Raw genomic sequence first — 13,764 nt, 5'->3', positions numbered from 1 at the left:
ATAAGATAGCTAGAATTTTTGATTCTTTTCTGGTTCCAAACTGCCTGCAAAGTGTTGAATTAAACTATTTGCCGTTTGATATCCTTCGCGATCGCCTTGTTGAGCAAACAAGTCTCTTGCAGTTCGCAAATCTAATATAGCTCTAGAATTTCTAACTCTATAGTCCACGGTTCTAAAATATACGCCTCTAGAATCTGTGACTCGCTGATTCAATCCTAAGTCTATGGACATTCCTCCTCTTTTTAGGTATGCTCTGGCATAATGAGGATTTCGCAGAATTGCATCGTCAAAATCTCTAATAGCTCCTTCTTTGTCCCCTAGCTCGCCCAAAATTGAACCACGCTCATAATAAAAGTCTGCATTGTTAGGGTCTAGCTGTATTGCCTGACTAAAATCAGCGATCGCACCTCGATAGTTTTCCTGTTTTAGTTTCGCTTTGCCACTCTGAGATAATTCTGTCGCCGACTTTACCGATTCAGCAGATATAGAGTCTGGCGAATAAATATTTTGCGTTTTGGCTACGGGAGTTAAAGCACTAAACAGCAAGACGATTTCCATACTAGTTAAAGTTAATAGAATCTTTGCCGTGATTTTGAGGGACATAAAATAAGGTTGATTTAACAATATAGCTATAACTATATTTTATGACTTAAATAGATATAAGAGTGGTAAATTTTATCAATCGAGTAAAATTTCAAATATTCGTTTGAGATAAAAAAGCGATCGCTTTTCAGATGAGCGATCGCGATAAACTATAAAACCACTTACAATTTAAGATGCTTCTTTTTTAGCAGCAGTCTTTTTAGTAGAAGCTTTTTTGGTAGTTTTCTTTTTAGCTGTAGTAGTTTTTTTCTTAGCTGTAGTTTTCTTTTTGGTGGTCTTTTTAGTTGCTGCTTTTTCGGCTAATAACTCCAGAGCTTTTTCTAGGGTTATTTCTTCTACGGTTTCATCTTTGGGCAGACCAGCATTAATCTTACCGTGCTTAACATAATTACCGTAAGGACCTTTGTAGATATTGACTGGCTCTTTGTCTTCGGGATGCGCGCCTAATTCCCGTAGAGGAGTTTTCTTGCTACCTCCACGTCCTCGTTTTGGTTCAGCCAGAAGTTCTAAAGCACGCTCTAGAGTTACAGTTAAGACATTATCTTCTTTCTTGAGCGATCGATAATCTCGCTGTAGCTTAGTGTCTTCTGGTCCTTTAAACTCATGAACCACATAGGGTCCAAAACGTCCCAGTGCAGATTTGATTTTGCCACCTGTAGCGGGTTGGTGTCCTAATAGACGAGGCAGTGATAACAAACCCACTGCCATTTCCAAAGTTACGTCATCATTAGTAACGTTGGTTTTGCTATCTTTTTTAGGAATCGAACTCATCTTTGGCTTGGGATTTTCGTCTGTCTTATCTCCAAGCTGAACATAAGGACCATATTTACCGACCTTAAAGTAAATAGGTTCACCAGTTTCAGGATGAATACCGACTTTTTCTGGCCCTTCTTGCTTCTGGCGAATTAGAGCTTCTATTTGCTCTGGATTAAGGTCAGCAGGCGTTAAGTCATCAGGAATAGAAACTTTTAATACTTCTGTCTCCCCGTCTTCGGTTTTTATTTCGATGTATGGACCATATTTACCAATGCGGACTATGGCATCGAGGTTTTCTAGATGGATAGTTTTGGCGATCGCAGGCTCTATTTCCTCATTTTTAACGTCTATCTGGGTTTTTAGACCTGTTTTTCCCTGATAGAACTTTTTAAGATAAGGTATCCACTCCGCACCACCTGTAGCAATTTCATCTAAAGTTTGCTCCATTTTAGAAGTAAACTCAGTATCTACCAAGTCTGGGAAGTGTTCTTCTAGCAAGGCAGTTACTGCAAAGGCTGTAAAGGTAGGAATTAAAGCTTTGCCGCGCATCTGCACATAACCGCGATCCACAATAGTGCCAATCACGCTGGCGTAAGTACTAGGACGACCGATGCCTTCTTTTTCTAAGGTTTTAACTAGAGAAGCTTCGGTGTATCTGGCAGGAGGTTGGGTTTCGTGTCCAATTGCCTCTAATCCTTTGCAGTCTGGTTTATCTCCTTTTTTCAAAGGCGGTAAGAGTATTTCTTGATCTTCCAAGGCTGCATCAGGATTATCTGAACCTTCAACATAAGCACGGAAGAAACCAGGAAATTCAATACGTTTACCATTGGCGCGGAAAACAGCATTCTCGACGCTCACGTCTACTGCAATTTGGGTAAGCTGGGCATCTGCCATCTGACAGGCGATGGTGCGTTTCCAGATTAAATCATAAAGCCTAAATTCGCGGTCTTTGAGTCCTGTTTCTTTGGGGACGCGGAAAGTTTCTCCCGCAGGACGAATAGCTTCGTGTGCTTCTTGTGCGCCTTTACTTTTGGTGCTGTATTGACGGGCTTTGGGACTTAAATATTCTTTACCATACTTTTGTTCTACACAATTACGGGCCGCGGCGATCGCCTGTTGGGATAAATGCACCGAATCTGTCCGCATATAGGTAATAAAACCCTTTTCATAGAGTTTTTGTGCCACTCCCATGGTTTCCCTGGCAGAAATGCTCAGTTTACGGTTAGATTCTTGCTGTAGAGTAGAAGTAGTAAAAGGCGGAGAAGGACGACGTTTAGAAGCATTTTCTTGCCTATCAGCCACTGTCCAAGTCTTCTCAAAAATACGCTCTTTGAGTTTATTTGCCTCATTCTCATTCAGCAGGACTACGTTTTTACCTTCGGCAATTTTCCCTGTGTCGGGGTCAAAATCGCTACCCGTAGCCAGTCTTTTGCCATCGAGGGTAATTAACTTAGCTTCAAAAGGATTTTTATTTTGCTCTAGGTCTGCTTTTAAATCCCAATAACCCCCAGATTGGAAAGCCCGACGTTCTCTTTCTCTAAGGACAGTTAAACGGACTGCTACCGACTGTACCCTTCCTGCGGACAAACCCCAAGCTATTTTCTTCCACAGCAGAGGGGAAACGGTATAGCCTACCAAACGATCTAAAATACGTCGTGTTTCTTGGGCATGGACTAAATCTTGGTCTACTTCACGACAATCTTGTAAAGCTTTTTGAATTGCCTCTTTGGTAATCTCATGAAAGACCATCCGTTTTACAGGTACTTTGGGCTTGAGAATTTCCAACAAATGCCAGCTAATGCTTTCTCCCTCACGATCTTCGTCAGTTGCCAGAATCAGTTCATCTGCTACTTTCAGCGCATTTTTAAGTTCTTTGACTACCTTTTTCTTTTTCTCAGGCACAACATAAATTGGTTGAAATTCATCTTCGATGTTGATGCCTAGTGTTGCCCAATTCTTGTCTTTATAGGCAGGAGGAATTTCTTTGGCTGAAGGAGGTAAGTCTCGGACATGACCCATAGAAGCCTCGACCTGATAGCCAGAAGGTAGGTAATTACGAATAGTACGAGCTTTAGTAGGAGATTCGACAATAACTAATGTTGACATATAAATGAAGTTAACGCGGGTTTAATAGCAGGTGTTGATTTTTATAGAGATATATTTCCTAATCTATAGTTATAATCCCTCAAACGACAAACATCATGTTGATCTAGTTTTAACAAGTAGCCTCAATTCACATACTTTTTTGCTTTGGGCTATTTATGCACCATAGCTCACCATTTATAAGATGCAACTAATTAGCTATGGTATAAAATATGATCCAGTTGTCAGCTTAGAGCTTAAAGCTTAATTAATTTCACCATAACTAATAATTGGCTGAGAGTTAACATCTTGATTTCTAAAAAGTAAAAACATAATAAGCTTAAGAAGAAGGTAGATAGAGGATTACAATCCTTTGTAACGCTTTTTTAGCAATTGTTCAATTGTATCTATATCTGACGGTACCCAAAAAACTCTATGGATTTTTCTAGCAGTGTAGCCTCTCAACTTCATGCAGGGACAATTTTGCCCGAAGGCATAGTTATTATTACTCTGATGAGTGTTTTAATCGGCGATTTAATCTTTGGGCGTAGTTCCTCGCGTTGGTTGCCCTATTTAGCGATCGCAGGTTTGTTTAACACCCTTGTGGCTCTATACTTTCAATGGAGCAACCCCAATGCGATCGCTTTTCTTGGTTCTTTTGACGGTGACAATCTAAGCATTGTCTTTCGGGGGATAGTTGCCCTCTCAGCAATGGTAACTATCCCCATGTCTATTCGCTATATTCAGCAGTCGGGGACATCTTTGGCAGAATTTATCGCCATCATGCTTACCGCTACTTTAGGAGGGATGTTCCTCTGTGGTGCAAATGAGCTAACCATGGTGTTTATTTCTTTAGAAATGCTGAGTATCTCTTCCTATCTGATGACAGGATACATGAAGCGCGATCCTCGCTCAAATGAAGCTGCATTAAAATATTTACTCATTGGTGCTGCAAGCTCGGCGATTTTTCTTTATGGAATGTCATTGCTTTACGGTTTATCTGGGGGAGAAACAAATCTTAATGCGATCGCTGCTAAAATTACAGCCATCAACGGCGTACAGTCTTTAGGATTAGCTATTTCTTTGGTGTTTATCATTGCTGGAATTGCCTTTAAGATTTCTGCCGTACCTTTCCACCAGTGGACACCTGATGTTTATGAAGGTTCTCCCACTCCCGTTGTTGCCTTCTTATCTGTAGGTTCAAAAGCAGCAGGTTTTGCTCTAGCAATTCGCCTACTGGTAACTGCATTTGGTTCACTTACCGAACAGTGGCACTTTATCTTTACCGCCCTGGCAATTCTTAGTTTGATATTAGGTAATGTGGTAGCTTTGGCACAAACTAGCATCAAGCGAATGTTGGCATACTCTTCTATTGCCCAAGCTGGCTTTGTGATGATTGGTTTGATTGCTGGAACTGATAATGGTTATTCCAGCATGATCTTTTATCTGTTTATCTATCTGTTTATGAACCTGGGAGCGTTTACCTGTATCATCCTATTCTCTCTGCGCACGGGTACAGATCAAATTAGCGAATATGCAGGCTTGTATCAAAAAGATCCCTTACTTACCCTTTGCTTAAGTATCTGTTTACTCTCTTTAGGTGGTATTCCGCCGATGGCTGGCTTTTTTGGGAAAATTTACCTCTTTTGGGCTGGCTGGCAAGCTGGCTTGTATGGTTTAGTCCTGCTAGGCTTAATTACCAGCGTCATTTCAATTTACTACTACATTCGCGTCGTCAAAATGATGGTAGTCAAAGAACCCCAAGAAATGTCAGAATCTGTGAAAAACTACCCCGTAATCAACTGGAAACTACCTGGAATGCGCCCTCTACAGGTAGGAATTGTAGCTTCTGCTATTATTACTTCTCTGGCGGGAATTTTATCCAATCCTCTGTTTACTATCAGCAGTAATTCTGTTGCCAGTACGCCTATATTGCGATCGGCGATTATTACTCAGCAAATACCCCAGAGTAATATTCAAGTTTCCACAGTAGAGGATTTAATCCACAAATAATTTACTCAATTTAAATAATTAAATTTGGCTCGCCTCAGCGGGCTTTTTTTGTATTCAATTTTGTGCGGTCTGCTGCTTGTAGTTAATTCGTTGCTTATGGTATATCACGTGCGATCGCCTAACCCAACAAAATCTAGACCTATGTTCTGCAAGTTACTGTTTTTTTACAACATCAAGCTTAATATAAGCGGTAGTTGCTATAATTTACTGAAAAACTCAAACAACTTGAAAAACCTAAATTCTCCAAGCTCAATTATGTATTGGGTATAAATAATATTGGTAGTTTTTCGATAAGTCAATTACTTCGCCACGTCTGACAACAGCGTGGTTTCGCATCTAAAACCACGCTCATGAACACGCCTTAACTTCGCGCCACTGTAACCGTTGGTCAAATTCGAGGAAATAAAGATTATGAATAAGACTGTACGTTCCGTATTGCTAAAGACACCTAAAGTTTATGGTTTTGTACACAACATTAAGAACAATTATTTCTTAAGTTTCTATTTAAATAAAGTTCATGAACCTGACTTTAATGCCTTTAAGTTAATTTGCGAAGATCGCCCTCAACTTTTCCTTGATATTGGCGCAAATGTAGGTATGTCTGCATTATCCTTTTTTACTTTAAAGCCAAATTCTCGGGTAATTTCCTTTGAGCCAAATCCTATTAACTATTCTTATTTAGATCGGTTATTAAACAAGTTTAAAGATTTTAAATACATGAAAGTCGGATTAGGTGATAAACCTGGAGTCATTGATTTTTATTATCCTATATACAATGGGAGAGAAATGACTGCTTTGGGTTCATGCGACTATCAGAAAGCCCAAAGCTGGTTAAACAAAAATACTATCTACTTTTTTGATGTTAATAAATTAGAGATGGAAAAAATAACTGTTAACGTTAATACTCTTGATAGTTTTAAATTAGAGCCAGAATTTATCAAAATAGACGTAGAAGGGTTTGAATATCAGGTATTACTTGGTTCTGAGAAAACTATTAAAAATAATCGTCCTATTTTATTGATTGAAGGAGTAGCTCAAGGAGACAAAGCTCATAACTTATTACAAGATTGGGAATATGACATTTATAAATTTTTTAACAATAAATTCTATTTAGATGAATTTGATTGTGCTAACAATTTTTTTATTCCCAGAGAAAAAACTGAAATAATTAAGTCTTACATAGCCAATTAAGAATCCTCTCAAAATAATGCTCAAACTTCTATATTAAAAAGAGGCGTTGGTAATTTTATATATGACGTACTTCAGCAAAAAAGGCTTTAGCCGTTAGCTTTCTAAATTCAATATAAGTACTGAAAATATCAAAAACCATACCCTGATTCATCAATGCCAAAAAAAATCCTTATATACATCCAAACGCTAATTAAAAACTAGAAATAATTTTTAGTACTCTTTGAATATCGTCGAACTGCCCAATAATTCGTCGGACAGGTTTTGGTGCAACCCTAATTAAGGTGGGTGTTACTGTTACGCAATCTATTGCTGCCTGTTCAGGATTTTTGCTAATGTCAATCACTTTTAAAGTATAAGGACTGGCTAAACCCTGTTCTAAAAGCTGATGAATACTACTCAAAGTTTTTTCGCCACGAAAATTATCGCTTTTAATAAATAAGCGCAAAACGTAACTTTCAGAATGCTCTGGGGCTATTCTAAGTGTGTTAGAACTTGGATCTAACGATGTATCATTAATTTCTGAAGTCCTATGAGAAGAATGTTTGGGGTCAAGGCGAATAATTAAATCTCTTTGTTCCCAAAGCTGAGGAAAATGCGATCGATAGGTTTCAATCACTGCGCGATTACAGTGTTCTTCTTGCCAAGGAGCAATCTGCCAACTAGTTGTAGGTTATAGTCCAAATAATACCTGTAGCAAAGGAATAAAACGTTGTACGGCTGGATAGATCTCAGCGATAGTTTTGATCTGCCGTGATTGGGGATCTAGCCAGCGTTCTACTGTTGCAGTGTATCCAGGCACCAAAAAATGAGGAGAATCGACTAATCCCCATTTTTCTTGCAATCCAAGACATAAATGAATATGCCATTGAGCCTGTTTATTTGGATCTATACCGTAAATTAAATCCCCCCCTGGGGTAAACAAAGCAATACCTTTATAGATGTTGGGCAAAACATTAGTCATTTATCATTTATCGTTGACATATTCAGATGGTAGATTTTGTAACAGCTATCTTTTCTGAATACTCTTGATTAACTTTAGTCTTTGACTTTAGTAAAGGCGAGCTTAAATTTTAATGCTAAATGCCAAATGCCAAATGCTAAATGTTAAACTCTACCTCGAAGCATCATTGCCATTTCGTTAGCCGTGGGGGACATCTCCAAAGCCACTTCTTCAGTAATTCTGCCTTCTTCATAAAGACAAAATAGTGCTTGATTAGTGGTAATCATGCCGTCGTATTCTCCATTCTGCATTAACTGATGAATCTCGTCATATTTACCCTGCTTAATGTAGTCTTTGACGGTTTCTGTGTTAACCATGATGTCATGATACGCTGCTCTTTTTTCATCCGTTGTCCGACATAAGCCTTGGGAAATTACCGCGACTAATGATTCGGAAATAGCAATACGCATGGCATCCTGTTCTTCGGCACTGTAAAGAGTTAAAATTCTTTCAATGGTTTTGATTGCGCTATTGGTGTGCAGAGTTCCCATAACTAGGTGTCCCGTTTGGGCTGCTTTGAGAGCCGTATTAACCGTTTCGCGATCGCGCATCTCCCCGATCAAAATAATATCAGGGTCTTCCCTTAGTGCTGCCTTGAGCGCATTGTCGAACATACGGGTATTAATACCAACTTCTCGCTGCTTAACTAAAGACTTTTGGCTTTGATGGACAAATTCAATCGGATCTTCGATGGTAATAATGTGTTTGGCGTGTTCTTTGTTGATGTAGTCTACCATCGCTGCCATCGTCGTCGATTTACCCGAACCAGTAGGTCCTGTTACCAGAATCAAACCTTTGTGGACATCAGAAATATCCTGAAACACAGGCGGCAATCCTAACTGTTCCATGGTCAAAATCTTGAGGGGAATCAGTCGCATTACCAAAGCAGGACCCCGTAAGGTATCAAAAATATTAATCCTTACCCTGGCAAACTCATATTGAGTCGCACCATCAAATTCTAGGTCTTGTTTAAATTTGGCTACTTCTTCCTCGGTTAATACTTCATGTATCCAACTCATAAAGGTATTTAAATCGGTTTTAGGATATTTAGTCAAAGCCATTTCACCGCGATCGCGCATTCGCGGCACTTCATTTACGCCTAAATGTATGTCGGAACATCCTTGTTCATAGGCTTTTTTGATAATGTATTCTAGAGAAGGTTGACCAGATGCACGTTGTGGTTTGCTCGATTTTATCGGCGCGCTATGGTTCTCTACTTTTGGCTGATTGCTCGCCATTCCTAGGGTTGATGGTGGTGGTGGTGGCGGTGGTAATGGTTGCGATCCTAATTTTTGATTCATTTTATGATTGTTATTTTGAATTGCGGTCTTGGCTACGTTTAGTATGCCCACCACCTGCAATTTTCTAACAAGCCTACAAGCAGAGTAAAAACATTTTAAACTGGTAAAAGACCAAATAAATTAGATAAGCGCGATCGCTCTCTACAATTCAAATTAATTAATAAAAATACTAAATGTTATTTTATGTTGCGTCCAGAACAAAGATCTAAACTAGATGGTTCTAATGATCTTGCTTTTTATGATTCTCCCCGTCTGGTAACTCATGTGGATCGCGGATTTATTGATCGCCTGACCAATCTTTTTCGTGAAAAGCTTCAGCCAGACACGCGGATTCTTGACTTAATGAGTAGCTGGGTATCTCATTTACCAAAGGAAATGGAGTTTGCTCATGTGGAAGGTCATGGCATGAACGAAGAGGAATTAGCTAAAAATTCCCAGTTAGATCATTATTTTGTTCAAAATCTCAATCAAAACCCCAAATTACCTTTAGAAGATGCCGATTTTGATGGAGTACTAATTACTGTATCAATACAATATTTGCAGTATCCTGAAGCGATTTTATCTGAGATCCAGCGTGTTTTGAAACCCAATGGTGTAGTAATTATCAGCTTTTCTAATCGTATGTTTTATCAAAAGGCGATCGCAGCTTGGCGCGATAGCACAGATACGGACAGGGTAAATTTAGTCCAAAAGTATTTTGAGTCAGTTGACGGTTTTAGCAAACCAGAAGTTATAGTTCATCAATCTCCTTTACCTGGTTTTTTACAAATGCTAGGATTAGCAGGTGGCGATCCATTCTATGCCGTAGTTGCCCGCAAGCAATAAGGAAACAAAACCATCAGAGATAAGTTGACCTCTAACCTCTGACCTCTGACCTCTTTCGAGACCCCCTAAAGGGTTCGACAGTTTGACGGGCGACATAAACGCCTGGGAAACCACAGGCGACGCGCCCTCCTTATGCCGGGAAACCCTTTCGGCACTTTGCTCACCCTCGACAACCAAGGGGTACCCCCCGCAGGTACCTCAACGGGGGGAACCCCCGCAACGGTTTTGTCTCGCAACGGGTCATAGACCCGCAACGCAAGTGCCTCACCACCGCAACTGTCTCACCGCGTCGCCGCTACTGCGCAAGGGAATGCTCGAATTGACTTCCACACAACCTTATCTCATTATCTCCTTACCAACAGCCTTATATCTATTCCAGCCTATTTTAGCTCGGCGATCGGGAAAGTCTTTGACAATAACGCCAAGACCAGGCGATCGCTGAAAAGCAACTAATAAAGGAATTTCTTCTTTAAACAAGGGTAATTGTGCTTCTTCGAGGAATTTTTTGGCATCTTGACTATTTTTCGTGCGAGAGTCTACTTTAGTTAGCAATACTTTATAGTTGGCATCAAGAGTTTTAAGCAACTCCACTGCTTTTACTGTCGTATCCAAATCTAGGTGATTAGGAGTTGTCGGTAAAATTAGCAGATCGCTACCAGCAGCTAAATCTTCTAGTTCTTCAGCTTCAGGTCTGGCTGGGGTATCGATAATAATATGAGTAAATTTTTTAATTAAACCAGGCGCACCTGCTTGGGATGCCACGTAAAAAGGCAGCTTATCTTCTTTTGACCAAACCAAAGCAGAGCGGTTTTTATCTGCATCAATCAATAATGTAGGTGCTAAGGTCTGGAAATATGCAGCTAAGTGAACTGCGGTTGTAGTTTTTCCTACTCCTCCCTTCAAAGCAGTAATTGCAATAATCATTGGCTGCTAATAATATAAATTGATTGGTAAGCGTCGCTGTGGAATCCTTCACCTAGGAAGTTACAATCGGTTTGCCTTGCACTTTACTCCTGCAATGAGGCTACGTAACGGCAGATATTATCCTACTTAATAGAACGAGAATCATTGTATGTAGTAGTTTACCTATAAGCGTGTCTTGCTAGGTCATATATGGCGATACCTGGTATATTCATAACTTTTTTGTTACATTAATTAACACAAATTAATATTGATTTCTCCTGAATTATTTGCTCCTCGGCTGACTAACCGAGGATTTTTTTTTGCAGGCAATTAATGAATAGAGATTGTTACAATTGTCGAGCAATAATCAATTAGATCATTTAGTCTTGCTTGACTTTCTGTTTAATTGCGGTAGCCTACTAATCATGTCTCTGGAGGAAATCAAAACGCCGTGTCTTCTGAAATCATGTTAGAGAAACAAGACTCAAAAAGTAATCAAGCGAGCGCCAAATCATTTTTCGCGGGTGTTGTCAAAGCTGCTGGAGGCACAATCTTAGGCATTTCCATGATTACTAGTGCTGTTGCTGCTGGAGGATTAGTCGGTTTAGCCTTTAGTTTTCGTAATCTACCAGATGTCAGAGTATTGCGTAATTATGTTCCCTCTGAAACTAGCTACATCTATGATATTAAGGGTAGATTACTGACCAATTTACATGGAGAAGCCCATCGAGAAGTTGTCTCATTAGACCAGATATCTCCTAATCTTAAGTTAGCGGTAGTAGCGATCGAAGACAGTAATTTCTATCGGCATAATGGACTAAATCCCTACAGTATTGGTCGCGCAGCCCTAGCTAACTACAAAAAGGGTGGTGTATCCGAAGGCGGCTCTACCTTAACCATGCAGCTAATCAAAAATTTATTTTTGACTCGTGAACGTACTTTTAGTCGCAAACTGGCAGAAGCAATTTTAGCTATCAGAGTAGAGCAAGTATTTTCTAAAGACCAAATTTTAGAAATGTATCTCAATAATATCTATTGGGGACATAACAACTACGGTATTGAAACTGCATCAGAAAGCTATTTCAATAAAAGTGCTTCTAAGTTAAATCTATCTGAAGCTGCGGTATTAGCGGGCTTAATTCAAGCTCCAGAGCAGTATAGTCCATTTTTAAACTACGCCAATACCAAAGAGAGACAAAGAGAAGTTTTGGCGCGAATGCGGGCTTTAAATTGGATTACTCCAGAACAAGAACAGGCTGCTTTTAAAGCCCCTTTACTAATCGGTCGACCCACTGCCTGGAGAAAAAGTAAATCTCCCTTTATTACAGAAGCAGTAACGAAAGAATTAGAAGAGCTTTTTGGCAAAGATAAAGTTCTTCAAGGAGGTATTCGAGTCCAGACCACTATTGATATGGATTTCCAAAAAATGGCTGAGGAATCTATCAAAGAAAGTCATAGTATGCTTGAGCGTTGGGGATTACGAGCAGATCAGGCTGCTTTAGTGGCGGTAGATCCTCGCACTCATTTTATTAAAGCATTGGTAGGAGGAGTAGACTACGAATCAAGTCAATTTAACCGTGCGGTTCAGTCTCGTAGACAGCCTGGTTCTTCTTTCAAACCATTTGTTTATTACACTGCTTTGGCAAGCGGTAAATATACCCCGCAAACTATAATTGATGATGCTCCTATAAGCTACCAAATTTCTGGAGGAATCTACACACCTCAAAATTACGGCGGGAAGACAGATTTTGGAGGCACGATGTCTCTTTCAAAGGCACTAACTCAATCCCGTAATATTCCAGCGGTCAAATTAGGTAAAGCTGTAGGGTTAGAAAAAGTAATCGAAGTTTGTCGTCAACTAGGAATCGAAAGTCCGATGCAGCCTGTAATTTCTCTGCCTTTAGGCTCGATAGGTGTTACTCCCCTAGAAATGGCTGGAGCTTTTGCCACCTTCGCTAATAATGGCTGGAGTTCTAAGACGACCGTAATTCTCCAAGTTACCGATAGTAAAGGCAATATACTGCTAGACAATACCCCTAAACCAAAACAAGTATTAGATCCTTGGGCAACCGCCAGCCTAAACTCAATGATGCAAGGAGTTTTAGAACCAGGAGGAACAGGTTCTAAAGCAAATATTGGTCGTCCAGCAGCAGGGAAAACAGGAACTACCTCTTCTGAGCGAGATGTTTGGTTTGTCGGCTATGTACCACAGTTAGCTGTTGCGGTTTGGGTCGGCAACGATAACTATCAAAGCATGGGTAAGGGAATAACAGGAGGAGATTATGCTGCTCCTGTATGGCGTTCTTTTATGTTGAAAGCGTTAAAAGATGAACCTGTTAAATATTTCCCCCCAGCCTCTGAGTTCGATCGACCCTAATCGAAGGATGGGCATCTGTACAAAGAGTCTTTATATAAATAAAACCCCACTATTTAGTGGCATTGAGGGCGACTAAATAGTGAGGTTTTAAGGTTTTAAAGATCGAATTGACATGATTAGACTTCGGTTAAAAGTGAAATCGAGAGTCTATTGATCTTTTATGTTCTCAAACTACTAAACTAGGCTACAAGAATTACGAAAGAAAGTACGTAACAGAGCAGTTGCAGCAACCAGCTTGATTACTTCTAAACTCCAATAAGCTATGTGCATGATTGTCATCGAACTCGAAGCAGGCTCATTAGTGGCAAACATATCCAAAGACATACCCATGCTGCTCATCTGGGGTGTAAAAATGTAGGTATAAGCTAGCGAGATTATTAATAAAATAGCTGCAATAAAGATTGATTTGTTGTTGATTTGGCTTGTTAGACGATAACCGTAACGATAAACCAAACAGCCTGCTAAAACAATTGCTGCACAAAGTAGTTCTAAATGATTAAAAGTGCCAAAAATCATATAGCCAGCACTAGCGAAACCTGATTCATTCATCATGCCACTAGTTAGCATTCCTGGAACAATCAAAAAATCAAAAACCAAACTGCCGCTAAGCCAAAATCCTAAAGCAAACATGATTATTGTTGACCAATTTATAGGCTTAGATATGCGAGAGGAAGAAGCTTCCATAATCAAGAGAATAAAAAATATAATTACTT

General features: G+C 39.7%; 9 protein-coding genes and 1 pseudogene. 4 read left to right on the top strand and 6 right to left on the bottom strand.

The genetic code is table 11. The features are described 5' to 3' along the window. Window positions 1-9: 9 nt before the first annotated feature. A complete protein-coding gene (locus SLP02_RS14075; protein WP_319421283.1) occupies window positions 10-603 on the bottom strand; it encodes a tetratricopeptide repeat protein in 594 nt (197 codons plus the stop codon). A gap of 168 nt (window positions 604-771) precedes the next feature. After that, window positions 772-3,465, bottom strand: a complete 2,694-nt coding sequence (topA, locus tag SLP02_RS14070; protein WP_319421282.1) for a type I DNA topoisomerase — start codon at window positions 3,463-3,465, stop codon at window positions 772-774. 411 nt (window positions 3,466-3,876) lie between these two features. Between topA and SLP02_RS14065 the strand changes: the two genes are divergently transcribed. Beyond that, window positions 3,877-5,454, top strand: coding sequence for an NAD(P)H-quinone oxidoreductase subunit N (locus tag SLP02_RS14065; RefSeq protein ID WP_319421280.1), 1,578 nt, complete (start codon window positions 3,877-3,879; stop codon window positions 5,452-5,454). Between the two features lie 411 nt (window positions 5,455-5,865). Next, window positions 5,866-6,645 carry an FkbM family methyltransferase gene (locus tag SLP02_RS14060; RefSeq protein WP_319421278.1) on the top strand — a complete coding sequence of 260 codons (780 nt, stop codon included), beginning with the start codon at window positions 5,866-5,868 and terminating at the stop codon, window positions 6,643-6,645. Between the two features lie 190 nt (window positions 6,646-6,835). On the opposite strand, the pseudogene SLP02_RS26700 reads toward SLP02_RS14060, so the two are convergent. Then, window positions 6,836-7,606: pseudogene (locus SLP02_RS26700) on the bottom strand (circadian clock KaiB family protein). Between the two features lie 143 nt (window positions 7,607-7,749). Continuing rightward, window positions 7,750-8,946: a type IV pilus twitching motility protein PilT gene (locus tag SLP02_RS14045; RefSeq protein WP_319421273.1), complete on the bottom strand. Its 1,197-nt coding sequence runs from the start codon at window positions 8,944-8,946 to the stop codon at window positions 7,750-7,752. 183 nt (window positions 8,947-9,129) lie between these two features. Between SLP02_RS14045 and SLP02_RS14040 the strand changes: the two genes are divergently transcribed. Further along, window positions 9,130-9,771 (top strand): class I SAM-dependent methyltransferase, encoded by a 642-nt coding sequence (locus SLP02_RS14040; protein ID WP_319421271.1) that lies wholly within the window; start codon window positions 9,130-9,132, stop codon window positions 9,769-9,771. Between the two features lie 336 nt (window positions 9,772-10,107). Here SLP02_RS14040 and SLP02_RS14035 read toward each other — a convergent pair whose 3' ends face one another. Continuing rightward, window positions 10,108-10,695 (bottom strand): ParA family protein, encoded by a 588-nt coding sequence (locus SLP02_RS14035; protein WP_319421270.1) that lies wholly within the window; start codon window positions 10,693-10,695, stop codon window positions 10,108-10,110. Between the two features lie 430 nt (window positions 10,696-11,125). Between SLP02_RS14035 and SLP02_RS14030 the strand changes: the two genes are divergently transcribed. Beyond that, on the top strand, window positions 11,126-13,051 hold the full coding sequence (locus SLP02_RS14030) for a transglycosylase domain-containing protein (protein WP_319421269.1): 1,926 nt from the start codon (window positions 11,126-11,128) through the stop codon (window positions 13,049-13,051). A 174-nt stretch (window positions 13,052-13,225) separates the two neighbouring features. On the opposite strand, the gene SLP02_RS14025 is transcribed toward SLP02_RS14030, so the two are convergent. Further along, window positions 13,226-13,735 (bottom strand): DUF4149 domain-containing protein, encoded by a 510-nt coding sequence (locus tag SLP02_RS14025; protein WP_319421268.1) that lies wholly within the window; start codon window positions 13,733-13,735, stop codon window positions 13,226-13,228. Between the last annotated feature and the right edge of the window lie 29 nt (window positions 13,736-13,764).

Source organism: Pleurocapsa sp. FMAR1, from assembly GCF_963665995.1.
Lineage (GTDB): Bacteria > Cyanobacteriota > Cyanobacteriia > Cyanobacteriales > Xenococcaceae > Waterburya.
This window is presented reverse-complemented; position numbering and strand designations above follow the sequence as displayed.

What these genes read in the sequence shown, in the direction of transcription:
- SLP02_RS14075 (WP_319421283.1), bottom strand. Translation starts at nt 603, where the DNA reads ATGTCCCTCAAAATCACGGCAAAGATTCTATTAACTTTAACTAGTATG.
- topA (WP_319421282.1), bottom strand. Translation starts at nt 3,465, where the DNA reads ATGTCAACATTAGTTATTGTCGAATCTCCTACTAAAGCTCGTACTATT.
- SLP02_RS14065 (WP_319421280.1), top strand. Translation starts at nt 3,877, where the DNA reads ATGGATTTTTCTAGCAGTGTAGCCTCTCAACTTCATGCAGGGACAATT.
- SLP02_RS14060 (WP_319421278.1), top strand. Translation starts at nt 5,866, where the DNA reads ATGAATAAGACTGTACGTTCCGTATTGCTAAAGACACCTAAAGTTTAT.
- SLP02_RS14045 (WP_319421273.1), bottom strand. Translation starts at nt 8,946, where the DNA reads ATGAATCAAAAATTAGGATCGCAACCATTACCACCGCCACCACCACCA.
- SLP02_RS14040 (WP_319421271.1), top strand. Translation starts at nt 9,130, where the DNA reads ATGTTGCGTCCAGAACAAAGATCTAAACTAGATGGTTCTAATGATCTT.
- SLP02_RS14035 (WP_319421270.1), bottom strand. Translation starts at nt 10,695, where the DNA reads ATGATTATTGCAATTACTGCTTTGAAGGGAGGAGTAGGAAAAACTACA.
- SLP02_RS14025 (WP_319421268.1), bottom strand. Translation starts at nt 13,735, where the DNA reads ATGGAAGCTTCTTCCTCTCGCATATCTAAGCCTATAAATTGGTCAACA.